23 protein-coding genes, 1 tRNA gene and 1 pseudogene are annotated in these 21123 nt (G+C 72.0%); 7 read left to right on the top strand and 18 right to left on the bottom strand.

Annotated features, from left to right (window positions below; translation table 11 throughout):
- Positions 1-7: 7 nt before the first annotated feature.
- The 6 genes from AB7J25_RS14825 to AB7J25_RS14800 form a co-directional block, all read right to left on the bottom strand.
- Positions 8-298 carry an MmoB/DmpM family protein gene (locus tag AB7J25_RS14825; protein WP_428509276.1) on the bottom strand — a complete coding sequence of 97 codons (291 nt, stop codon included), beginning with the start codon at positions 296-298 and terminating at the stop codon, positions 8-10.
- A complete protein-coding gene (locus AB7J25_RS14820; protein WP_428509275.1) occupies positions 295-1329 on the bottom strand; it encodes a phenol 2-monooxygenase in 1035 nt (344 codons plus the stop codon). The genes AB7J25_RS14825 and AB7J25_RS14820 overlap by 4 nt, the downstream gene beginning before the upstream one ends.
- Positions 1330-1343: 14 nt before the next feature.
- Entirely contained in the window at positions 1344-2114 is a 771-nt protein-coding gene (locus AB7J25_RS14815; protein ID WP_428509273.1) for a 2-keto-4-pentenoate hydratase, read from the bottom strand.
- A complete protein-coding gene (locus AB7J25_RS14810) occupies positions 2114-2914 on the bottom strand; it encodes a 2-keto-4-pentenoate hydratase (RefSeq protein WP_428509271.1) in 801 nt (266 codons plus the stop codon). The genes AB7J25_RS14815 and AB7J25_RS14810 overlap by 1 nt, the downstream gene beginning before the upstream one ends.
- A 34-nt stretch (positions 2915-2948) precedes the next feature.
- Positions 2949-3725, bottom strand: coding sequence for a 2-keto-4-pentenoate hydratase (locus AB7J25_RS14805; protein WP_428509270.1), 777 nt, complete (start codon positions 3723-3725; stop codon positions 2949-2951).
- Positions 3726-3929: 204 nt separating this feature from the next.
- Positions 3930-4721, bottom strand: coding sequence for an IclR family transcriptional regulator (locus AB7J25_RS14800; protein ID WP_428509268.1), 792 nt, complete (start codon positions 4719-4721; stop codon positions 3930-3932).
- 64 nt (positions 4722-4785) lie between these two features.
- Between AB7J25_RS14800 and AB7J25_RS14795 the strand changes: the two are divergent.
- A pseudogene (locus AB7J25_RS14795) lies at positions 4786-4992 on the top strand (nitroreductase/quinone reductase family protein); the annotation flags it as partial.
- A gap of 15 nt (positions 4993-5007) precedes the next feature.
- On the opposite strand, the gene AB7J25_RS14790 reads toward AB7J25_RS14795, so the two are convergent.
- The 11 genes from AB7J25_RS14790 to AB7J25_RS14740 form a co-directional block, all read right to left on the bottom strand.
- Positions 5008-5577, bottom strand: a complete 570-nt coding sequence (locus AB7J25_RS14790) for a dihydrofolate reductase family protein (protein WP_428509266.1) — start codon at positions 5575-5577, stop codon at positions 5008-5010.
- A gap of 58 nt (positions 5578-5635) precedes the next feature.
- Positions 5636-6445: a GntR family transcriptional regulator gene (locus AB7J25_RS14785; RefSeq protein WP_428509264.1), complete on the bottom strand. Its 810-nt coding sequence runs from the start codon at positions 6443-6445 to the stop codon at positions 5636-5638.
- Positions 6442-6729, bottom strand: a complete 288-nt coding sequence (locus tag AB7J25_RS14780; RefSeq protein ID WP_428509262.1) for a hypothetical protein — start codon at positions 6727-6729, stop codon at positions 6442-6444. The genes AB7J25_RS14785 and AB7J25_RS14780 overlap by 4 nt, the downstream gene beginning before the upstream one ends.
- Positions 6722-7618: a nitrilase-related carbon-nitrogen hydrolase gene (locus AB7J25_RS14775; RefSeq protein WP_428509260.1), complete on the bottom strand. Its 897-nt coding sequence runs from the start codon at positions 7616-7618 to the stop codon at positions 6722-6724. Before AB7J25_RS14775 ends, AB7J25_RS14780 begins: the two co-directional genes overlap by 8 nt.
- Positions 7611-8750 carry a hypothetical protein gene (locus tag AB7J25_RS14770; protein WP_428509258.1) on the bottom strand — a complete coding sequence of 380 codons (1140 nt, stop codon included), beginning with the start codon at positions 8748-8750 and terminating at the stop codon, positions 7611-7613. Before AB7J25_RS14770 ends, AB7J25_RS14775 begins: the two co-directional genes overlap by 8 nt.
- A gap of 1 nt (position 8751) precedes the next feature.
- On the bottom strand, positions 8752-9762 hold the full coding sequence (locus tag AB7J25_RS14765; protein ID WP_428509256.1) for a hypothetical protein: 1011 nt from the start codon (positions 9760-9762) through the stop codon (positions 8752-8754).
- Positions 9763-9801: 39 nt separating this feature from the next.
- The gene (locus tag AB7J25_RS14760; protein ID WP_428509254.1) at positions 9802-10587 is read right to left on the bottom strand and encodes an SDR family oxidoreductase; all 786 of its coding nucleotides are present in this window, start codon (positions 10585-10587) and stop codon (positions 9802-9804) included.
- Between the two features lie 54 nt (positions 10588-10641).
- Positions 10642-10830 carry a ferredoxin gene (locus AB7J25_RS14755; RefSeq protein ID WP_428509252.1) on the bottom strand — a complete coding sequence of 63 codons (189 nt, stop codon included), beginning with the start codon at positions 10828-10830 and terminating at the stop codon, positions 10642-10644.
- A complete protein-coding gene (locus AB7J25_RS14750; protein ID WP_428509250.1) occupies positions 10827-12137 on the bottom strand; it encodes an NADH-ubiquinone oxidoreductase-F iron-sulfur binding region domain-containing protein in 1311 nt (436 codons plus the stop codon). Before AB7J25_RS14750 ends, AB7J25_RS14755 begins: the two co-directional genes overlap by 4 nt.
- Before the next feature lie 61 nt (positions 12138-12198).
- Positions 12199-13620: an aromatic ring-hydroxylating oxygenase subunit alpha gene (locus AB7J25_RS14745; RefSeq protein WP_428509248.1), complete on the bottom strand. Its 1422-nt coding sequence runs from the start codon at positions 13618-13620 to the stop codon at positions 12199-12201.
- A 15-nt stretch (positions 13621-13635) separates the two neighbouring features.
- Positions 13636-14166, bottom strand: coding sequence for an aromatic-ring-hydroxylating dioxygenase subunit beta (locus AB7J25_RS14740; protein WP_428509246.1), 531 nt, complete (start codon positions 14164-14166; stop codon positions 13636-13638).
- A gap of 208 nt (positions 14167-14374) precedes the next feature.
- On the opposite strand from AB7J25_RS14740, the gene AB7J25_RS14735 reads away from it, so the two are divergent.
- The 6 genes from AB7J25_RS14735 to AB7J25_RS14710 all read left to right on the top strand — a co-directional run bounded on the left by AB7J25_RS14735 (position 14375) and on the right by AB7J25_RS14710 (position 20938).
- Positions 14375-15175: an SDR family oxidoreductase gene (locus AB7J25_RS14735; RefSeq protein ID WP_428509244.1), complete on the top strand. Its 801-nt coding sequence runs from the start codon at positions 14375-14377 to the stop codon at positions 15173-15175.
- Between the two features lie 91 nt (positions 15176-15266).
- Positions 15267-16124 (top strand): FAD binding domain-containing protein, encoded by an 858-nt coding sequence (locus AB7J25_RS14730; RefSeq protein WP_428509242.1) that lies wholly within the window; start codon positions 15267-15269, stop codon positions 16122-16124.
- On the top strand, positions 16121-16612 hold the full coding sequence (locus AB7J25_RS14725) for a (2Fe-2S)-binding protein (RefSeq protein WP_428509241.1): 492 nt from the start codon (positions 16121-16123) through the stop codon (positions 16610-16612). Before AB7J25_RS14730 ends, AB7J25_RS14725 begins: the two co-directional genes overlap by 4 nt.
- The gene (locus AB7J25_RS14720) at positions 16609-18957 is read left to right on the top strand and encodes a xanthine dehydrogenase family protein molybdopterin-binding subunit (RefSeq protein WP_428509239.1); all 2349 of its coding nucleotides are present in this window, start codon (positions 16609-16611) and stop codon (positions 18955-18957) included. The genes AB7J25_RS14725 and AB7J25_RS14720 overlap by 4 nt, the downstream gene beginning before the upstream one ends.
- Positions 18954-20345, top strand: coding sequence for a patatin-like phospholipase family protein (locus tag AB7J25_RS14715; protein ID WP_428509237.1), 1392 nt, complete (start codon positions 18954-18956; stop codon positions 20343-20345). The genes AB7J25_RS14720 and AB7J25_RS14715 overlap by 4 nt, the downstream gene beginning before the upstream one ends.
- 56 nt (positions 20346-20401) lie before the next feature.
- Entirely contained in the window at positions 20402-20938 is a 537-nt protein-coding gene (locus AB7J25_RS14710) for a DUF1269 domain-containing protein (protein ID WP_428509235.1), read from the top strand.
- 91 nt (positions 20939-21029) lie between these two features.
- On the opposite strand, the gene AB7J25_RS14705 is transcribed toward AB7J25_RS14710, so the two are convergent.
- Positions 21030-21113, bottom strand: a tRNA-Leu gene (locus tag AB7J25_RS14705).
- Positions 21114-21123 lie beyond the last annotated feature (10 nt).

Raw genomic sequence — 21123 nt, 5'->3', positions numbered from 1 at the left:
TTCCTCCTCAGTGCTCCCACTTGATGACGATCTCGTCGTCGTCCCAGGTCTCGATGCTTCCGGAATAGGACACGATGCTCAGCTGGAACTCGTGGGTCTCCCATTCCCGGCCCATTCGCGCTTCCACGCTCTCCCGCCGGATGACCAGCTGACCGGGAGCCTGGATCTTGACGATTCCGGGCATCCGGAGCAGCGCGGCGTCCGGGTTGTCGGCCTCGATGGCGTCGACCAGCGCCCGCGTCTCCTCGGTGTCCTGCAGATCGACGCCGACGAGCCGGACCTTCCCCGCGGCGCTCATCGGACGGCTCCCGCCGCGGAGACGGCGACGCCGGCCTTGGTCAGCTCTGCTGCGACCTCGGCCGCGCCCCGCTCGGCCGCCGACACGACCGACGTCGATCCCGCCGACTCGGCGAGTGCCGCGGCATAGATGCGCACGGCCTCGACGGCCCGCGGGTACCACTGGTCGGCGATCTCGGCGAGCACCTTGGCGTTGGCGTCGCCGTGCTGCGTGTCGCTCGTCCAGGCCTTGAGCAGCGCCACCAGCCACTTGCGATGGTTGCGGTACCAGTCGTTGAAGTGCCGGGCCAGCAGGCTGTACGCGGCAGCGCCGCGGACCAGCGCGCGCTCGTCGAGGTGCTCGAACAGCAGCGGGTAGAACAGCGTGTCGGTGATGTCGAGCCCGATCAGACCGACGGCCCAGTCCTTCTCGACGAGCAGCTCCTCGACGATCCGGCGCAGCCCCTGCAGCTGCGGCGCGTACAGCCAGTTCTTCTTCGCCTCGCTCAGCGTGTCCGCGGCACCGCCGGACAGGGAGAGCCCGACGAGGCTCAGCTGCTGCGCGTTGCCGATGCGGTCGAAGCTGGCGAAGGAGGCCGGCTGCTCCACGGTCGTGCCGTAGGCGAAACGCCCGGCGTTGATGCAGATCAGCTGCGCGCCCGACTCGTAGTGGCGCAGCGGGACGAGGAAGCCGTTGAGCACCGTCTGCCAGTTCTCCGGCAGCTTGTCCAGCAGGCGGCGATCCTCGATGTACTTGAGGGTCTGGCCGAACGACTCGTGGCGCGCGGCGGCATCCGCGACATACGGCGTGTAGTAGAACTGCCGCGGATCCGTATAGGCGTGCGGATCGGTCAGCTTGAGCGCCGAGTAGTTCGGGTCGTAGATCTCGTGGTCCGCGTCCCACGTCGGCCGGTAGTGGAAGTTCTCCGTGGGCTGGATGTTGAACGACGCCTCCTGGTAGCGCGTCGCGGGCCGATCACCGAACCGCTCGACGAGATAGTCGAACGTGTTCCGTTCCTGATCGATGACATTCGTGCGCAGCTCGTATCCCATACCAGCCTTTCCTCTCAGCAGTGAACTTCGACCGAACCGAGGCCGTCGAACTCGGCGGATACGACGGAACCGGCCGACAACGACACCGGAGTGGTCAGGCCACCGGACAGCACGACCATTCCCTTCTCGAGCGACTCGCCGCGGGCGGCGAGCGCGTTCACCAACCAGGCGACCGCCGCCGCCGGGTGGCCCATCACCGCCGCACTTGCCGCGGTGCCGACCACCTCTCCCCGCGCCCGCAGGACACAGCCGACGAGCCGGAGGTTTTCCACCTCGGTCGGCGGGCACGCTCGCGGGCCGAGTACGACCCGGCCGGCACCCGCGTCGTCCGCGACCGAGTCCGAAAGCCGGAACCGGAAGTCGCGGTACCGCGAGTCGACCACCTCGATCGCGGCGAACACCGCCGCCGTCGCGGCCAGCACGCCGGGCACCGTGGCCGGTGCCTGCGGCACGTCGCCGAGCAGGAACGCGATCTCCGGTTCCGCCCGCGGTGCGATCAGCTCGTCGAGCGGGAGCCGCTCGCCGGACGGGTGCACCATGTCTGAGGTCAACCAGCCGTACAGCGGCTCGTGGATGCCCATGGCCTCGCGCTTGACCCGGCTGGTCAGGCCGAGCTTCGCCCCCACCACGCGGTGACCCTCGGCCAGCCGGTCCTCGATGCCGAAGCGCTGGACCTCGTAGGCCGTCTCGACGGAGAAGAACGGGTTGGCGTCGGTGAACGGCAGGATGGCCTTGCGCTCCCGCCGGGCGACGAGAAGCTCGTCGGCGATGGCCCGGGCGTCCATCACGGCCCCTGACCGTTGCTGAACCGCGCCGTGACCGCGCCGAGATGCGCGAACTCGGCGCGGAACACGTCGCCGGGACGCACCGGGACCATCCGATGCAGCGCGCCGGGCAGCACGATGTCGTCCTTCAGCAGCGCCGTGCTGAACGCGCCGAGCTTGTTCGCCAGCCACGCCACGCAGCGCGCCGGGTTGCCGAGCGCTGCGGCGCCCGCTCCCGTGTCGATCAGCATGCCGTTGCGGCTCAGTGACATGCCGGTCAGCCGGAGGTCGAGCTCGGTGACGGGGGTCAGCCGGCCGCCGACGACGATCTTCCCGGACGAGGCGTTGTCCGCGACTGTGTCGACGAGCTGGATCTTCCAGTCCGCGATCCGGCTGTCCACGACCTCGATCGCCGGGAGCACGCCTGCGATCGCGTCGAGCGCGTTGCTCGTGGTCACGCCGGGCCCGGCCAGGTCGCGACCCATCACGAACGCCATCTCGGCCTCGACCCGCGGCTGCACCATCGAGGCGAGGTCGATCTCGTCGCCGTCCTCGACGAACATGTCGTCGAGCAGGACGCCGAAATCGGGCTCGTCGACGCCGAGGAGCTCCTGCATCGGCCGCGAAGTGAGGCCCACCTTCCGGCCGCGCAGTACCCGACCCGAGCCCGTGCGGCGCCTGATGTTGTAGCTCTGGATCGCGTAGGCGTCCTCGACGGTCAGCCCGTTCACCGTCGCGGTGATGGGGTCGATCGGGATCCGATCCACCTCCGCCCGCCAGAGGCGGTCGGCGAGCTCGATGATGCGACCCTGGTCGGTCACTGCGTCCGTCCTTCTCCTCGACGCTGCTGATGGATCACGAGCCGACGACCTCGATCGCGCCCAACCCGTCGAACTCCGCGCTGATCGACCGGCCGCGACGAAGCGGTACCGGGGCGGTCAACCCGCCGGAGAACACGAGCGAGCCGGCCTTCAGCACCTCGCCCCTCACGGCCAGCCGGTTCGCCAGCCACGCCACCGAGGCCGCCGGATGGCCCATCACGGCCGCGCCCGCCGCCGTCGCCGCGACCTCGCCGTCGACCCGGAGCACACAGCCCACGAGGCGGAGGTCGCCGAGCGCGGCCGGGTCGCGCGTCACGGGTCCGAGCAGGAACCGACCGGCGCTGCAGTTGTCGGCGACGACGTCGGCGAGGGTGAACCGGTAGTCCTCGTACCGGGAGTCCAGGACGTCGATCGCGGCGAACACGGACTCGGTCGCATTCAGGACGCCGGTGACGGTGGCCGGGGTCGGCACGTCGGCCTTCAGGCGGAACGCGATCTCCGGCTCGACCCGCGGCTGGATCAGCGTCTCGAGCGCCACCGGCTCGCCGAAGGGCAGCAGCATGCTGCCGGTCACCCACCCGTACAGGGGGTGATCGACACCCATCGCCTCCTGCTTCGCGCGGCTGGTCAGACCCAGCTTGGCGCCGACGACGGGGTCCCCTGCACGCTCCTTGGCCGCCACGAGCCGCCGCTGCGCCTCGTACGCGGACCCGACGTCGAAGTCGCGATGGGCTTCGGTGAACGGCGGCAGCGGCTTGCGTTCCCGCTCCGCGCGGAGCAGATCGTCGACGACCTCCGACAGGCTGATCACCGCGCGAGCTCCCGCCGCGGCGTCGTGGCGGTACGGGGCATGCCGGCGTGGCAGAGAGCGACGGTGATCACGTTGAGGGGAACCACGGGGCGAACGTGCCGCCTGGGGTTCGGACCTGGTAGTGGGTAGTTCCGCTCAGCGGACCAACTGAATCCGTCGAAGGCGCGCGCCCGACAGGGCGTTCCCGAACGAGGAACGGGGCTGCTACTCGACGCGGGTTCGCAATGCGCGCGACGCGCTGAGGGCCGCGGTGCGCACCGCGGGCGCAAGCCGGTCCAGCCGGAGGACGCGCGCCGGTCCGGTGATCGACATGGCTCCGACGCACGTGCTGTCCGGCCCGAAGAGCGGGGCGGCAACGCATGCCATGCCGATGTCGCACTCCTCACGGTCGTACGCCACGCCCTCGAGCCGTATCGCTTCGAGCTCTGCACGCAGCTTGACCGGCGACGTGATGGTCGTCCGTGTCCGCGGATCGAGCCCCTCGGCGATGACGGCGTCGACCGCCTCCGGTGGGCCGAAGGCCAACAGAGCCTTCCCCACCGCCGTGCAGTGCGACGGCATCCGCCCGCCGACCCGGCTCAGGTCCGTGATCCGGCGATGGCCGCTGATCTTCTCCGCATAGAGCACGTGGACACCGTCGAGCACCGCGAGGTGGATCGTCTCGTGCGTCGCCTCGTACAGGTCCTCCATGTAGGGAAGGGCGGCCTCCCGCAGGTCGGTCCGCAGGTGCGCGAGAGTGGCGATCTCGAACAGCCTCCGTCCGACGGCGTAGCGGTCCCGCCCGTGCCCGATCGCGCCGTTGATGCGCTGCTGCTCGAGCCAGCCCAGCTCGAGCAGCTTCTCGATGGCCCGATGAACGGTCGTCTTCGGCAGGCCCGTGGCGGCGACGATCGCCGGCAGGCTCATCGTCGGGTGGGCGTCGTCGAAGCACGCCAGGATCGCGTCCGCACGAGCCAGGCTGGAGCGCTCGGGCGACTGCCCCGCGGAGCTGCGCATGGACGCAGCCTGCGTGCCCACCCGAGGCGGCACGACCCCATCGCCCCGCTGAGCGGAACAACTCGTGTCCCGGCCACCGACCGCGCCATCGGCCGTGCTCGCCACGACCGGACGCCGGACCGGTACGCCTCGCCGCACCTGCCCGATCTACGGCACCTCGGGCGAGTACGTCGTCGTCGCCTCCACGGGCGGTGCCGACGAGAACCCGGCATGGTTCATGAACCTCGAAGCGGACCCCAGCGTCGGGGTGCAGGTCAGATCAGCCAGGATGATCACACGTGCTCCCTCAGCCGATCCTCTCGTAACGCAGGTACACGGTGCCGTTGCGGAAGGCGCGCTGCTCGACCAGCCGCAGCTGCAGGTCGGCGCCGAGCGGGTAGTACGGCTTGCCGCCGCCGAGGAAGGCCGGCACCACGCTCGGGCGGAACTCGTCGATCAGGTCCAGCAGTGAGGCGGCCAGACCGGCGCCGCCGACGGACAGCTCGCCGTCGGTCTCCTTCTTGAGCCGGACCACCTCGTCGACCGCGTCGGCGCGGCGCACCAGCCGGCACCCGGGCGCGACCGACTCCAGCGAGTCGGAGAACACGATCCGCGGCGTCGCGGCGTACTCGCGTGCGAACTCCGCCTCCACCTCGCCCCCGTCGGCCCGCTCCGGCGCCGTCCAGTACTCCTCCATGACCTCGTAGAGGCCGCGGCCGAACAGGAACGCCGCCGTCTCGCGGGTCTGCTCGTTGGCGAAGCGGTGTACCTCCTCATCGGGCTCGGAGAAGGCGATGCCGCCGGTCACGTCCTCGATGTAGCCGTCGAGGGAGATGCTCATCGCGTAGTTGAGGGTGCCCATGGGGAAGTAGACCACCCGGCCCGTCCGAACTCATCGATAGCGGGCCTCGCCTCGAACGGCCGACCAGCCTCGCTCAGGTCCCTGCTTCGTGCACCAGGTTCGCCGTCGTCAGGGAGGGCATGTCGACGGTGGCGTGGCGTCGCCACGCGATCCGCGCGGGCGGTGTGAGAGTTCCGTCCGGTGCGGAGTCGAGCGTGATGTCCAGCCCGCGGGTGGCGACGAGGAGCGCGTCGTAGCGGTGGTCGGGGGCGTCTTCGGACACGAGGCCCATGGCGGCGTCGATCAGGTGGAACTCGAGCAGGCGTCGGGCGAGTTCGGCGTCGCCACCGCGCATGGCTTCCAGGAACATCCGGTCGACGCGGGTGAAGTCGTCGGGCACCTGTGGTCGGGAGAAGTACAGGCGTTGGTGCCGGTAGATCTTCAGGTGCAGCGAATGGGTGAGGTCGGCGATCGCCGGTGGGTAGTGCTGGATGCAGAACTCGTGGAAGCGCAGGTGCGCCTCCTGGAAGTTGCGGATCCGGTTGCGGGCGGCCTCCATGGTGTCCAGCTCGGCGGCCATCTTCGCCAGTTCGGTCTCGTCGAGCTCGGCGAGGATGGCCGCGATCGTGGGTGGCTCGACGAGCAGCCGGATCGCGTAGTACTGCTCGATCTGGTCGACGTCGGTCGGGGCGACCTCCATGCCGCGGTTGGCCTGGGACACGAGCAGCCCGTCGCCCTCGAGGCGTTGCAGCGCCTCGCGCAGCGGCGTGCGGCTGATCCGCAGCTCCTTGGACAGCCCGCTCTGCGACATCCGGGTGCCGGGCACGTAGAAGCCCTCGATGATGCGCTTGCGCAGGGTCAGGTAGATCTCCTCGACCGTGTTCCCCGGTCGGGTCGTGGTCACGACCTGTCCTCGTCGTCCGCGCCGAGGTGCACCGCGAAGAGCTCGGAGAACCGCTCCGGTTCCTGGGCGGTCAGGATCTCCAGCTGCATGGCGTCGAGCAGGATCCGCCGTCCGGTCCGCGGTACCCGAAGCTCGAGCCGTTCCCCTTGTTGCGTCCAGACCTTGCGCACCAGGACGCCGGTGAACTCGTTGCCGATGCCGAACGCCTCGCCCGCGCGGACCACCCCGTCGGCGTCGGACTCGCGTCCGACGGCGGCGCCCGGATCGCTCGCCCCGTCACCCATTGGCACTTCCCTTCGGGTTCGCGTCGCGCTCAATGATCTCAGGCGCGGCCGTCGCCGCGACGCGGACGCCGCGCAGCACCGGAAGTGTCCCGCGCGCCGCCGCCACGTCCGCGAGGCGCAGTTCGTGCACCTCCCAGGCCGGTGACCGCTCCCCGAGGTCGGCGAGCACCTCGCCCCAGGGTCCGACGGCGAGCGCGTGCCCCCAGGTCTCGAACGCGTCCGTGCCGTCGGTGCCGCGCACGGTCGCCGGGGCGACGACGAACGCGCCGTTCTCGATCGCGCGAGCCCGCAGGAGCACCTCCCAGTGCGCCGAGCCGGTGCGGTGGGTGAACGCGGCCGGAACGAGGAGGACCTCGGCGCCTGCCAGTGCCAACGTGCGGTAGAGCTCGGGGAAGCGCACGTCGTAGCAGATGGTGAGGCCCACGCGGACTCCGGCGACCGTCGCGATCAGGGGCCGCTCACCGGCCCGCTCCACCCCGGAGGCCTCGAACGACCGGCCGTCGATCCGCGCGTCGAACAGGTGGATCTTGTCGTATCCGCCGGCGACGGCACCGTCGGCGTCGATCACCAGCGCCGTGTTGAACACGTCGCCGTCGGGCGCCTTGCGCTTGAACCCACCGAGGACGACGGCCACGCGGGCGGCCTCGGCGGCGGCGCGCAGCGCGTCGATCTCGGGCGAGTCGACGGCGAGCGCCGCGGCCCGCATCTCGGCGTTGGTGCCGAGATGCAGGCCGTTCTCGGGCAGCACGACGAGATCGGCGTGCGCGCCGGCCGCGTGGACCAGCCCGACGGCGACGGCGAGGTTGGCCGCGACGTCGCGGGTGGGCTGCCACTGGGTCAGCGCCACGCGCAGCCGCCGCTCGTCGGTGCCGGCCGCCGGCTCATCCATCGGCGGCCACCCGTTCCCGGCCGGCCTGCCGCGCGGCTGAGTCGGGCGGCAGCGGCATGTGCACGACGGTCCAGCCGCCGCCGGACGCCTGCATCGGCTCGTAGGCGTAGACCTCGCCCCGTACGCCGGGCCCCACCAGGCCCAGCATGATCAGCCAGTTGGCGAACTCGTACTGGCCGTGCCCGAGCAGCGCGAGCGGCTCCAGGTTGCCCAGCTCGGTGCCTTTGCCGGCCTCGAGCATCTCGAGCAGGTAGGCGTCGAACTCCTCGTCGACGGCGCCGAACCTGCCGGGGTCGAGCCAGTGCGACAGGCCACCGGTCGCGAGCATCGCGACGCGCCGCCCGCTGCTCTCCACGACCGTGCGCAGCACCTCACCCCACGCCCTCGAGCCGAAGGGCGAGAAGCCCCGGGCAGGCTGAGTGATGATCGGGACGACGGGCAGGTCCGGCCGCGGGAGCAGCTGGCGCAGCGGCACGATCAGGCCGTGGTCGAGCTCGACCGTGCCGGCCTCCTCGACCTCCATCCCCTCCGCTCGCACGGCGTCGATGATCGTCCGCGCCAGCTCGGGATCGCCGGTCAGCGTCAGGTCCAGGTCGGGGCGCTTGAAGAAGGCCATCGAGCCGGTGTGCGTCGCTCCGGTGCCGACGACGGTGGCGGCGGTGCGGAAGGTCTGGAAGTGGCAGTCGGCGGTCACGAGCAGGACGTCCGGTGCGGCGGCGGCGAGGTCGCTGGCGAGGCGGGCGTAGGCGGTGGACAGCCGCGCGACGCCGTCGGCCGGGTCGATCTCGGGGCGGGCCAGCAGGTCCGGCACGTGCGAGCAGCCGCCGGCGAACACCAGGTCGGCCGGCACGTCGGGGTCGGGCAGCTCGGTGTGCTCGACGTGCAGCCGCCCGGTGCTCGACGAGTCGCCGAGGTCGTCGGCGAACCAGCGGCTGACCAGGATCGTCACGCCGTCCCCGACCCCGGCGGAGCGCAGCCGGTCCCGGTCGCCCGCGGCGACGACACCGGCCCACTCCGCGTCGAGGCCCACCTCGGTGCCGACGGTGGCCGGGTCGGCGCGGAAGCGCGCCAGCAGCTCGGGGTCGGTGGCGAGTGCCTTGATCGCGGACTCGAGGGTCCTGGGGTCGGCCATGTCATTCCTCCACGAGGTGGCCGTCGCGGACCACGGTGACGTCGTCGATGGACACGGTGCAGCCGTGCATGGGGATGTCGAGGTGGGCCGGGGTCTCCCGGTCGGCGAACCGGTTCGAGCCCGTCGACCACATGAAGTTGCCGGCCGTGGAGCGCAGCTCCTGCCCGTAGAGGGTGCGCGGGTCGTAGACGTCGAACGCCGACCAGCGCGCTGCGGGCAGCAGCCCCCAACCCATGTGCGACAGCGCCCACACCTCGGGGTCGTCCCAGCTCTCGAAGTAGTCGCGCAGCAGCATCGCGTCGGCCCCGCCGTCGACCTCGGTGATGAAGCCCTTCTCGACGGTGAGCCGCACCTCGTCGCGCACGTAGCGCTGCCAGGGGATGAGGGCGTCACCGGGCTGGAGCACGAGGGTGCCCGCCGCGGTGCCGTCGTGCGGGAAGCAGGCGACGAAGCCGCTCGGCCAGTGGTCCCAGCGGCCGGGTTCGTCCACGTAGCCCCACTGGTGGGTGATCGGCAGGTCCGGCCCGGCGATGTCGGCGACCAGGTCTGTTCCGGCCGCGCTCGTCACGCTCAGGGTGCTGCCGGCCCGCAGCCGGTCGCCGCCCTGCTCGACGACGCGGCGCAGGTCGGCCGAGCCCATGAGCCGCTCCAGCACGTCGGGCGGCTCGGCGACGAACAGCATCCGCTTGCCGGCCCCCGTGATCCGGGTGCGGACGTCGGAGTGGATCAGGCCGCCGACCGTCACGTCGATCACGAGGTCGCATTCGCCCGCGCCTGCCAGCAGCGCGGCGACCTCGCGGCCGTCGGCGGTGTAGGGCGGGAGCATCGGGCTGGACAGGCTCGACGCGGTCAGCACCAGTGCGCCTGCGCCGAGAGCGCGGGCCGCGGCGACGGCGGCGTCCACGTACTCGGTCTTCTGCCCGAGCTCGCTGATCACCCCCACCGTCTCGCTCGCCTGCAGCCCGCAGAGCCGGAGCTGGTCGACGAAGAGCTCGCGGAGAGTCCTGGGCATGGTGTGGTGTTCCTTTCGTGGAAGTCCGGCTCAGTCGGCTCAGACGGCCCGGATGGCCCCGCCGTCGACGGCAACGGCCGAGCCGGTCATGAACGAGGCCCGTTCGGAGGCGAGGAAGGCGACGACGTCGGCGATCTCCTCGGGAGCCCCCCACCGGCCGAGGGGGATGTCGGCCACGACGCCGGCCAGTTCCGCGTCGCGACTGGTGCCGTGCGCGGCGGCCTTGCTCTCGAGGATCGCCTCCATCCGCCCGGTGCCGGTGGCGCCGGGCATGACCTGGGTGACGCGGACCCCGTGCGGCGCGAGCTCGGTGGCCATCGCCTTGGCGGTCGCGGACAGGGCCGAGCGCATCGCCGCCGACAGCACCCCGCCGGGCGCGGGCTGCCGGACCCAGGTCGACGTCAGGAGGACGATGCTGCCTCCGCCCTGCGCCACCATCTGTCGGGCCGCGTCGCGGGCGAGCCGGACGACCGGCCGGACGAGCAGGTCGTAGGCGTGGGCCCAGTCCTCGTCTGTGGTGTCGAGGAACGCGCCGATCCGCGGCCCGGGCGTGTTGAGCACCGCGATGTCGAGCCGGCCGTGCTCGGCGACGACCTCGGGGACCAGGCCTGCGGTCGCGTCCGGGTCGGCGAGATCGGCGGGATGGCCGCACAGCGTTCCGGCCGACGGCGTGAGCTCCGCGATCGTCGCGTCGACGCCCGCGGCGCTGCGCGAGCTCAGCGCGACGACGGCGGCCTCGGCGGCCAGCCGGTGCGCCACGGCCCGGCCGATCCCTCTGCCGGCCGCGGTGACCAGCGCGACCTTGTCCTTCAGGTCCAGGTCCATCAGTTCGTCCTCGTGCTCGTCGGCCGTGCGTTGTACCCAGGACGTGCGTCGTCCTCAGGATTCGTGGCGGATCGCCTGCTCCGGGCAGGTCGCAGCGGCCTCCCGGACCGCGTCCTCGTCGCCGTCGGGGACGAGGCCGGTGGTGGCCGCGTAGCCCCATTCGTCGAGGGTGAACACCGAGGGGCACAGCTCGGCACACGCCCCGTAGCCGGAGCAGCGGGTGGAGTCGACGAAGGCCTTCACGCGGGTCCTCCTGAGATGTCGTTGTGGTGGGAGGCGCGGTGGTGGGAGGCGCGGTGGTGGGTGGCGCGCCGGTGGACGGCATCGGGGAACTCGGTGACGACCGTGCGGGCCAGCGACGCGGAGCCGTCCAGGAAGGCGCAGGCGCCGCGGCGCGGCAGCGCCGTTCCCCAGCGGGCGAGGTTCGCCGGCTCGTCGCCGCTCGCCGTGCCGTCCCGCAGTGCGGCGAGCGCGTCCCGGATCGCTGCGGTGCCGCGGATGCAGACCCCGCACTGGCCGGAGGACTCGCGGGCGTACCAGGCGGCGACCGCCGCCGCGACGGTGACGGGGTCGTCGTGCTCGCCGAGCACGGTCACGGCGGCGCAGCCCAGCCCGGATCCGGCGGCGCGGATCGCGTCGTAGCAGCACGCGGCATCGCCGCGGCCGGCGGCCAGCACACCGCCGAACCAGCCGCCCATGAGGTAGCCGGTCGGTGGACCGGCGAACCCGCCTGCCACCGCGGTCACGAGGTCCCGGACCGACGGTCCGTAGGGGACCTCGTACACACCGCACCGCCGGACGGCCCCGCCGAGGGTCATCAGCGTCGTGCCGGGCGAGGTCGACGTGCCGTGGGCGCGGTAGGCGGCGGCGCCGTGCCGGGCGATCCAGGCCGCGTGGGCGAGGGTCTCGACGTTCGCCACCAGCGTCGGCAGGCCGTCGACGCCCTGCTCGTGCGGGCGGGGCGGCTTCGCCTTCGGGAGGGCGTCGCCGCCGGAGACGGCGGAGCAGGCCGCGGTCTCCTCACCGGCGATGTAGGCGTGCTGCACGACGTGGACGTCGACGTGCACGTCGGCGGGGGAGTGGCGGCCGAGCTCGGCCAGCGCCGCCCGGACGGCGGCGACGGTCGCCGCGTGCGACAGGTAGAGGACCGCGCGCGTGGCCCCGACCGTGCGCGCGGCCAGCAGCAGGCCGTCGATCACGAGGTGCGGTCGGTGGACGAGCAGCCACCGGTCCTTCGCCGACGCCGGCTCGCCCTCCTCCCCGTTGGCGAGCACGACCGTCGGCCCGGGCGCGGCGGCGACCGCGGTCCATTTGAGATGCGCCGGAAACGCGGCGCCACCGCGGCCGCGCAGGCCGGCGGCGGCGAGCTCGGCGACGACGTCCGCGGCGCGCACCGGGCCGTACGTGCCGAGCGCGCGTTCCGCGGCGAGCGGCAGCGGTCCCGTCTCGGTTCCCGGGACGACGAGGCGGGGCGTGATCGCCGGGTGCGCACCGCCGGCGAGCGTCTCGGGATCGACGATCCCGGGTATCTCCTGGAGGTCGGCGTTCATCGGGCGTCCGCCGTGGTCGCCGGCGGCGCCGCCGTCGCCCCGCAGCGCCGGCCCGGAGCGTTCATGGCGCCGCGGTCCGTCCGTCGCCGTCCGCCCCGGGGAACCGGAACGACGGCCATTCGCCCGGCGCGGCCTGCATCATCCGGCTGTAGAACGCGTAGAGGTTGCGCTGGACCCCTTCCTCGTATCGGGTCCAGTAGGCGATCCCGGGGCCCGGCCAGTCCTCGACGGGCTTGGCGATGCCGATGCCGGGCATGCCCATCTGGTAGTTGAGGGAGAAGTCGAGCAGTTCGGCGGCGACCGAGCGCCCGGTGCGGCCCACGGTGATCCACGGCTCGGTGTCGTCCATCTCGAACGAGCCACCCATCGAGAACGTGCCCAGCCCGGCCCGGTAGGCGCGGTCCTTCTGCTCGGCCGTCATGTTCTTGTAGGCGCCGAACCAGTTCCAGATCTCGACCTGACCCGGGCCCTTGGGCTGCCAGGTGCGGAAGGTCAGCACGCCGGTCGGGGCATGGTGGGCGCCGTCCTCGGTCATGGGCAGCGCGAGGATCGAGAAGTTCGGGAAGACGTTGCCGACGAACACCCGCGAGCGCCGGGCGACGTCCAGCTGGTGGGCACTGATGCGGCTCGTGTCGAAGGTGGCCGCGAGGTCGTCGGGGTAGCCGAAGAACCGGGGGCCGGGCTCGTCCTCGGTCGGCGCCATGGAGAACGACAGCGAGTGTCCCGGGGAGGCCTGGATGTGGTAGCCGAGCATGTTCTCGCGGAACGGGACCGGGAAGGCGCCGATCTCCCACACCGACCGGTGCAGGGTGCCGAGGTGGTAGTCGTCGCCGGAGAAGTTGTCGGCGCCGGACTTCCAGTTCGCGTCGATGACGAACCGCTGGGGCGGGCCGAGCACCTCCACGCCGTCGGAGTTGAGGCCGAAGACGAGGTCGAGGTACCACGTCATGCCGCCGAGGTACTCCCGCAGCGGGGGCGCCGACGGGTCCAGCGTGGCGAAGATCAGGCCCTGGTGCGTGGCCACCTTGGCGGCGTGGGTGAGGCCGTTGTCCTCCTTGCTCATGCCGCCGAAGGCGTTGCGCCACAGCGGCGCGCCGACCAGGGCGCCCCGGGTGTTGTAGGTCCACCCGTGGTACGGGCAGCGGAAGTGGGAGGTGTTGCCGGAGTCGGCGCGACAGATCTGGACACCGCGGTGCCGGCACGCGTCGAACAGGACGTTGATGCCGCCGTGTTCGTCGCGGACCACGACGAACGGGTCCTCGCCGATGCGGCGGACGACGTAGTCGCCCTTGGCGGGGATCTCGGACTCGTGCGCGAGGAAGACCCAGCAGCGGCCGAAGATCGAGCGCAGCTCGCGCTGGTGGATCTCCTCGTTGCCGAACAGGGAGGCCGGAACCTCGCCGACCGGCAGGCCGGCATCGAGGCGGCGGAGGATCTCCGTCGCGCTGCGGGACGTGCCGGGTCGCGGATCAGTGGTGGTCATGGCGTCTCTCTCGGGTCAGAAGAAGATCGCGAGGTTGTGGGTGCCGATCACGGTCAGGTCGAGCAGGACCGTGCGGCGGTGGAGCTTCAGCACACCCGCCTCGCGGCGCAGCACGTCGTGTCGCTCGCCGGCGAACATCTGCGGGACCGTCTGGTCCTGGCGGGTGCGGAGGATCAACAGGTTCGAGCGCACGGCGAGCTCGTCCTCCCCGTCACCCGGCGACACCCGGACGTTGGAGACGAAGTGCCGGATGCGTGAGGGCGGGTCCTCCGCCCACGCGTACGCCGTCTGGTTGCGTGCGACGCGGCTGCCGAGCGAGCCGTAGGTCTCGTCGAGGTGGTAGGCCGCCTCGGCGAAGCCGGTTCCCCGGGCGCGTTCGACGGTCTGGCGGAGCGGGACCCGGTAGATGATCTCCTCGCTGACCATCTCCTCGAGCCACCTGGCCTCGAGTCCATCGTCGAGCAGCTCGGCCTCCGCGTACAGCCACCCGACGACCTCGTTGTAGGTGGGACTGCCGACGGGGACCACAGCACTGGCACGTGTCATGAGCCACCTCCCTGAAGCGACGGCGAGTATTGCATGCACTTTGGCGCTCAGGCAACGTCTGGGCCCTGCCGCGATGCCGGTCCGGCTAGAAATGCCCTGATCAGGCATTGACGGATCGCCACGGGATGCGCTTCGATCTCCTCTCACCAGATGCATGCACAGGTGAATGCATCTGGCCGTGCCTCGACCCGGCGGGAGTGATGTGACAGTGGGCGTTCTCGACGGGAAGGTCGTCGTGCTCACCGGGGCGGCGGCGGGGATCGGCCGTGCCGTCGCCCGCCGCTACGTCGCCGAGGGCGCCCGGCTGGTCGCCGTCGACCGGTCCGAGTCCGTGCACGCGCTGACCGACGAGCTGGGCGCCGCCGTCGCCCCTTTCGTCGCCGACGTCGCCGGCTGGGAGGGCAACCGGGCCGCCGCCGCACTGGCCCGGGCGCGCTTCGGGCCCGTCGACGTCTTCGTCGGCAACGCCGGTATCACCGACGGCGCCCGGCCGCTGGAGGACGTCCCCGGCGAGCAGCTCGCCGGCGCGTTCGGCGAGCTCTTCGGCGTGAACGTGCTGGCGCCGCTGCTGGGGGTGCGCGCCGTGCTCGACGACCTGGTGGCCACCCGGGGTGCGGTCGTGCTGACCGGATCGTTCGCGAGCGAGCACGCCGCCGGCGGCGGCGCGCTCTACACCGCCTCCAAGCACGCGGTCCTCGGACTGGTCCGTCAGCTCGCCTACGAGCTGGCCCCGGACGTCCGGGTCAACGGCGTGGCGCCGGGCGTCGCCCCGACCCGGCTGCGCGGCACCGCGGCGCTCGGTCAGGGCAGCTCGGACGCGGTGCTCGACGGGACCCGCGAGGCACTTCCGCTCCAGGCCGTCCCCGAGCCCGACGACTACGCGGGGCTCTTCACCCTGCTCGCCTCGCCGGAGGCGAGCGCGATGACGGGCTCGATGGTCACCGCCGACAGCGGTCTGGGTATCCGCGGGATCGCCCGTCCCGGTGGCCGCGTCGGGCGGCAGCAGTGACGCACTGGACGCACTGTGACGCACTGAGGCGCGCGGTCGGCCCGTCCCACCACCACATCTGGACACATCTGCAGCACGTCTGGAGGCGCTCGTGAAACCACCGCCGTTCGACTACCACGATCCCCGCACCGTCGACGACGTCCTCGCGCTGCTCGCTGCACACGCCGACGGCGTGTCGCTGCTCGCCGGTGGGCAGAGCCTCGTGCCGCTGCTGAACATGCGGCTGGCCCGGCCGGAGATCGTCGTCGACCTCAACCGGGTCGAGGGACTGGACACGGTCGCCGTCACCGACGACACCGTCTCGCTGGGCGCGATGGTGCGGCTCGGTGCGCTCGAGCACGACGCGCGGGTGGCGGCGGCGCTGCCGGTCCTCGCAGAGGCCGTCTCGTGGGTGGCGCACCCGCAGATCCGGGTGCGCAGCACCATCGGCGGCACCTGCTGCCACGCCGACCCGGCCGCCGAGGTGCCGACCGTCGCCGTCGGCACCGGCGCGACCATGCACCTGCGCTCGGCCCGCGGGGAGCGGGCCGTGCCCGCCGAGGAGTTCTTCGAGACGATCTTCACCACCGTCAAGGAGCCCGACGAGCTGCTCGTCCGGGTCGGCTTCCCACGCAGGCGCGGAATGCGGTTCGGCTACGACGAGATCTCCCGCCGCCACGGCGACTTCCCGTTCGTCGGGTTGTGCCTGGGGTTGGGATTCGTCGACGGCGGGGTGGCCGAGGCGCGCGCCGCGGCCGCCGGGGTCGCCGGCCGGCCGGTGCGGCTGCCCGGTCTGGAGTCCGCCCTGCTCGGCAGGCCGCTCGCCGACGCCGTCGAGGACGCCGCCGACGCCGCCTCCGCCGAGATCACGCCGCCCGCTGACCACCACGGCACCGTCGCCTTCCGCCGCGGGCTGCTGCGCACGCTGGTCCGCCGCCTGTCCGCCCGTCTCGAGGAGCACGCGCGATGACCCAGACCGCCCCGTCCGGGACGACCACCCGCCACATCACCGTGGCGGTCAACGGTGAGCCCGTCGCCGCCCAGGTCGCCGTCCGCACCCTGCTCAGCGACTTCCTCCGGCACGGTTGCGACCTCACCGGCACCCACGTCGGCTGCGAGCAGGGCGTGTGCGGTGCGTGCACCGTCCTGGTCGACGGCGACGCCGTCCGCTCGTGCCTCATGCTGGCCGTACAGGCCGACGGCCGGTCCGTCGAGACCGTCGAGTCGCTCGCCGCGGGCGAGCGGCTGAGCACCTTCCAGCGGGAGATGCGCGCGCAGCACGGGCTGCAGTGCGGCTTCTGCACGCCCGGGATCCTGATGAGCGTCACCGCCGCCGAGCGCCGTGGTGATCCCGTCGAGCGAGCAGAGCAGGAGGTGCTCGGCGGGCACGTCTGCCGATGCACCGGATACGCGGGCATCCGCGCCGCGATCCGCCGGACGTGGGAGGAGCGGGCATGACGACCGTCGAGCACCGCGGCCTGATCGGGTCCCGCACCCCGCGCATCCAGGACGAGCGGCTGCTGCGCGGGCACGGCCGCTACGTCGACGACCTCGCCGACCGGACCACCCTGCACGCCGCGATCGTGCGGGCCCAGACACCCAGCGGCCGGGTGATCGGGTTCGACGCGGGCGAGGCCCGCGCCGTCGACGGCGTCCGGCTGGTGCTCGGGCCGGAGGAGCTCGCGAGCACGTTCGCCCGCCTGCCGCACCCCTGGCTGATCCCTGGCCAGCAGATCACCGAGGTCGCGCTCGCCGGCACCGAGATCCACTACGTCGGGCAGCCGCTGGCCGTGGTGGTCGCGACCGGCCGCGCACTGGCCGAGGATGCCGCCGAACTGGTCGTCCTCGACGTCGAGGAGCGCGCCGCCGTCGTCGGCGTCGACGGCGCCCGTCGCGCGGACGGCCCGCTGGTCCACCCGGAGCTGGGGTCCAACAGGGTCGGCGGGATCCACCTCGGCGACCCGGCGGAGGAGCTGGAGGAGTGTTTCGCGCGGGCCGCGACCGTCGTCGACGAGACGTTCGAGATCCCCCGGATCGGGCACAACGCCATGGAGGCCCGGGGGATCGTCGCCGAGTACGTGCGGGCCACCGGGCAGCTGGAGGTCGTCAGCAGCACGCAGGTGCCGCACCTCGTCCGCCAGGAGGTCGCGCACGCGTTGGGCCTGCGCGTCGACCGGGTCCGGGTCGTCGCCATGGACGTCGGCGGCTCCTTCGGCCAGAAGACCTCGCTGTTCCCCGACGAGGCGATGGTCTGCGCAGCGGCCACGGCACTCGGTACGCGGGTGAAGTGGATCGCGGACCGCTCGGAGAGCCTGGTCGCCGACTACCAGGGCCGCGGCCAGGTGACGCGCGGACGGCTCGCGCTCGACGCCGACGGCACGTTCCTGGCGCTGCACGTCGACATCCACGGCGACCTGGGGGCCTTCCCGAGCACCGGCACGGGCGCCACCGGCCCGTTCCAGGTATCGGGGATGATGATCGAGGGCCCGTACCGCTTCGACCGGGCCGGCGCCACCGTCACGGCGTGGTACACCAACGCCGCCCCGACCGGTGCGTACCGCGGCTACGGCATGCAGGAGGCGTGCTTCGTCCGCGAACGGCTGGTCGACGAGGCGGCGCGCCGGCTCGGCACCGATCCCGAGCGGCTTCGCGCCCGCAACATGCTCGCGCCGGGCGATCTGCCGTTCGTGACCCGTACCCGGATGCCCTACGACAACGGCAACTACCCGCTGGCCCTGTCCCGCGCCGCCGAGTACGGGCGCGGCAGGGCCCGGCCCTCGGAGGGGCGGATCCGCCGCGGCGTCGGATTGGCGTCGATGACCGAGATCACCGGCTACGCGCCGACCTTCCTCCAGGAGATGTTCGGCATCCAGTGGAGCAGCTACGACTCGACCCGGATCCGGGTCAACGAGGACGGCACGGTCACCGTGCACTCCGGGCTCACCGGCATCGGGCAGGGCATCGAGACCGCGCTCGCCCAGATCGCGGCCGAACGGCTCGGGGTTCCGTTGGACTGGGTGTCGGTGGATCTCGGCGACACCGCGGTGTCCCCGTACTCGAACATGGCCTCACAGGCGAGCCGCGGCGTCCCGATCGGCGGCGGTGCGCTCTGGGAAGCAGCCGATAGGCTGCGGCTGCGGATGCGCGCACTGGCCGCCGCCTTCCTCACGGTGCCGGTTCCCGACGACGTCACCTTCGACAACGGCGTGTTCCGGGCACCCGACGGCAGCACCGCAACCTGGCAGCAGATCGCCCACCGCGGCTGGATGGGCTGGGGCCGCGACCCCAAGGGACCCATCGCGCTCGAGGAACTGGAGGAGTTCGACCCGCCCAGCATCACCTACGGCTACGCCACCCACGGAGCCCAGGTGGCCGTGGACCTCGACACGGGCACGGTCACCGTCGAGGACTACTGGCTCACCCACGACGCCGGCGTGGTCGTGAACCCGCTCATCGCCGAGGGCCAGATCGCCGGAGGCGTCGCGATGGGCATCGGCGCAGCGCTCCTCGAACAGGTCGCCTACTCACCGGAAGGTCAACCCATCACCGCCACGTACCTCGACTACCTGCTGCCGATGTCCGAGGATGTGCCCGACGTCGCCCAGGACCACCTCGTCACCCCGAGCGAGATCATCCCCGGCGGATTCAAGGGACTCGGGGAGAGCGGCATCATCCCCCCACCCGCGGCGATCGCCAACGCGGTCGCTGCGGCCGTCCCCGAGATCGCCGACAAGCTCGTCGCGATCCCCCTGTCCCCGTCGAGAATGTGGACGATGCTCGACGAGGCCGGTCTGACCAGATGAGGTCCGACCAGGATCAGCCGCACATCGACGTCACGAAGCGGATGCACGCCGCGGGCGAGCGAGCGTTGGTCCTCGGTGGCGGCGGATCGACAGGCAACGCGTGGCTGATCGGCGTCATCGCCGGCCTGTTCGATGCCGGGCTGGACGTGACCACGGCCGATCTGGTCATCGGGACGTCGGCCGGATCGACGGCCGCGGCCCAGATGGCCGGCGCGACCCCGACCGAGCTGCTCGCCGCCATCCTTGCCGCGGCGCCCCGGCAACGGACCGGTTCGGTCGGAACCGACACCGGCCGCGTTGCGGTCAGGTCGGCGGCGGACCACCTGGAGAGAACGAGCACGATCATCGCCGCCGCCGGGGACGCGGCCGACATGCGCCGCAGAATGGGTGCGGCGGCACTCGACATGGCGGCGGCGTCGGACGGTTCCGTACACGCGCGGTGGCGCGCGACCGTCGCCGCTCGGCTGCCCAGCCGGCGCTGGCCGCAACGAACGGTGTTCGTCACGGCGGTCGACGCCCACACCGGTGAACCGGTCGTGTTCGACCGCCACAGCGGAGTCGACCTGGTGGACGCCGTCGCCGCCAGCTGTGCCAGTGGCTTCGCCTACCGGATCGGGGACAACCGATACATCGACGGCGGCTACCGACGCAACGAGAACGCCGATCTGGCAGCCGGGTACGAGCGGGTGCTGGTGCTGTCACCGTTCGGCGGCAGAACACGGATGCCGTTGGAGTGGGGTATGCATCTGGCCGCACAGGTCGACGAGCTCCGCGCACGCGGCAGCAGAGTCGAAACGATCTTCCCGGACAGCAGCTCCGAGCACATGTTCGGTGCCCATGCGATGGATCTGTCGCTGCGTCCGCTGCTCGGGCCGGTGAAGACCAGGGCAGAGCCCTTGCCGAGCAGCTCGGCGACCTCTGGCGTTGACGCCCACGAACCAGTCGACTCGGAAGGCGTGACGAGACCTCGCGGCCGGTCCGCGCCCGCGCATCGCCGGCACGTCGTCGGTCACCGATTACGACCATCGGATCGGACCGCAACCGACCGCGGCGGGCAGCTTCGCAGGCTTCCCGCACGCCTCGCAGGGGCTGCAGCCTCTGCGAGGCGTGTTTGGTCTCTGCGAGGGGGCGGTGGGGGTCTGCGGGGCGTGTCCGGCGTCTGCGAGGCGCGCCGCGGGGGTCTGCGGGGTGGGTGGCGGCGTCGGCGGGGTGGGTGGCGGGCAGCTTCGCAGGCTTTCCGCACGCCTCGCAGGGGCTGCAGCCTCTGCGAGGCGTGTCCGGCCACTGGGATCGCTTCGCGGTACCACCCGTTCCATCGCCTGCCTGGTGATCGGGCGATCGACGCCGACCGGGCGGTTCCCCACGGGGCAGCCGCCTGCAACGGGTGAAGCGCTCCCGGCGTCTCGGCGCAATCGTGGGCACGTACTGGATGAGGAGGATGGCGATGGGGTTCGACACGTTCATGGCCTACGTCGGGGTGTACCCGGACGTCGACAGCGCCAAGGCTGACTACGACCTGGTCAAGGACCTGCACTACAAGGCCGGGCTGATCGACGCGTACGACGCCGCCGTCGTCGAGCGACGCTCGGACGGCAAGGTCAAGCTCGTGCGCAAGCACGAGACACCCACGCGGGTCGGTGGTGTGCTGGGTGGAGGTTTCGGGTTGGCATCCGGCCTCGTGGTGGCGTTGTTCCCGTTCGCTGCGATCGGCGGAGGTCTCCTGGCAGCCACGACGGCGGGCGGGGCCGTGCTGGGCGCGGTCGCCGGGCACGCGGCAGGCGGGATGAGTCGGCACGATCTCAAGGAGTTGGGCGAGCACCTTGACCGCGGGCAGGCCGGCCTGGTCGTGGTGGCTGTGTCGGACATGGGCTCGAAGATCGAGCACGAGATGCGCCGCGCGGAGAAGGTCGAGAAGCGAGAGCTGAAGGCCGACGTCGAGGACATCGAGCGCGACGCGGTGAGCGCGGGCGCCACGGCCTGATACTCCAGGGATGTCCACGGTCTCGAGAGACGTAGGCACCGGTACTCACGCCACGGTCGAGATCGACGCGTTGACGTGGGGTTGTGGTGAGTGTCCGAGGGGGGACTTGAACCCCCACCCCCTACTCGGGGACTAGCACCTCAAGCTAGCGCGTCTGCCATTCCGCCACTCGGACTCGCACGGGG

It is taken from the genome of Pseudonocardia sp. (assembly GCF_050246655.1).
Lineage (GTDB): Bacteria > Actinomycetota > Actinomycetes > Mycobacteriales > Pseudonocardiaceae > Pseudonocardia.
Note: the sequence above shows the minus strand (reverse complement) of the source record. Positions and strands in the feature narration are given on the sequence as shown.

Coding starts and splice junctions, on each gene's coding strand:
- AB7J25_RS14825 (WP_428509276.1), bottom strand. CDS start 298: ATGAGCGCCGCGGGGAAGGTCCGGCTCGTCGGCGTCGATCTGCAGGAC.
- AB7J25_RS14820 (WP_428509275.1), bottom strand. CDS start 1,329: ATGGGATACGAGCTGCGCACGAATGTCATCGATCAGGAACGGAACACG.
- AB7J25_RS14815 (WP_428509273.1), bottom strand. CDS start 2,114: ATGGACGCCCGGGCCATCGCCGACGAGCTTCTCGTCGCCCGGCGGGAG.
- AB7J25_RS14800 (WP_428509268.1), bottom strand. CDS start 4,721: ATGCGCAGCTCCGCGGGGCAGTCGCCCGAGCGCTCCAGCCTGGCTCGT.
- AB7J25_RS14780 (WP_428509262.1), bottom strand. CDS start 6,729: ATGGGTGACGGGGCGAGCGATCCGGGCGCCGCCGTCGGACGCGAGTCC.
- AB7J25_RS14775 (WP_428509260.1), bottom strand. CDS start 7,618: ATGGATGAGCCGGCGGCCGGCACCGACGAGCGGCGGCTGCGCGTGGCG.
- AB7J25_RS14770 (WP_428509258.1), bottom strand. CDS start 8,750: ATGGCCGACCCCAGGACCCTCGAGTCCGCGATCAAGGCACTCGCCACC.
- AB7J25_RS14765 (WP_428509256.1), bottom strand. CDS start 9,762: ATGCCCAGGACTCTCCGCGAGCTCTTCGTCGACCAGCTCCGGCTCTGC.
- AB7J25_RS14760 (WP_428509254.1), bottom strand. CDS start 10,587: ATGGACCTGGACCTGAAGGACAAGGTCGCGCTGGTCACCGCGGCCGGC.
- AB7J25_RS14750 (WP_428509250.1), bottom strand. CDS start 12,137: ATGAACGCCGACCTCCAGGAGATACCCGGGATCGTCGATCCCGAGACG.
- AB7J25_RS14745 (WP_428509248.1), bottom strand. CDS start 13,620: ATGACCACCACTGATCCGCGACCCGGCACGTCCCGCAGCGCGACGGAG.
- AB7J25_RS14740 (WP_428509246.1), bottom strand. CDS start 14,166: ATGACACGTGCCAGTGCTGTGGTCCCCGTCGGCAGTCCCACCTACAAC.
- AB7J25_RS14725 (WP_428509241.1), top strand. CDS start 16,121: ATGACCCAGACCGCCCCGTCCGGGACGACCACCCGCCACATCACCGTG.
- AB7J25_RS14720 (WP_428509239.1), top strand. CDS start 16,609: ATGACGACCGTCGAGCACCGCGGCCTGATCGGGTCCCGCACCCCGCGC.
- AB7J25_RS14715 (WP_428509237.1), top strand. CDS start 18,954: ATGAGGTCCGACCAGGATCAGCCGCACATCGACGTCACGAAGCGGATG.
- AB7J25_RS14710 (WP_428509235.1), top strand. CDS start 20,402: ATGGGGTTCGACACGTTCATGGCCTACGTCGGGGTGTACCCGGACGTC.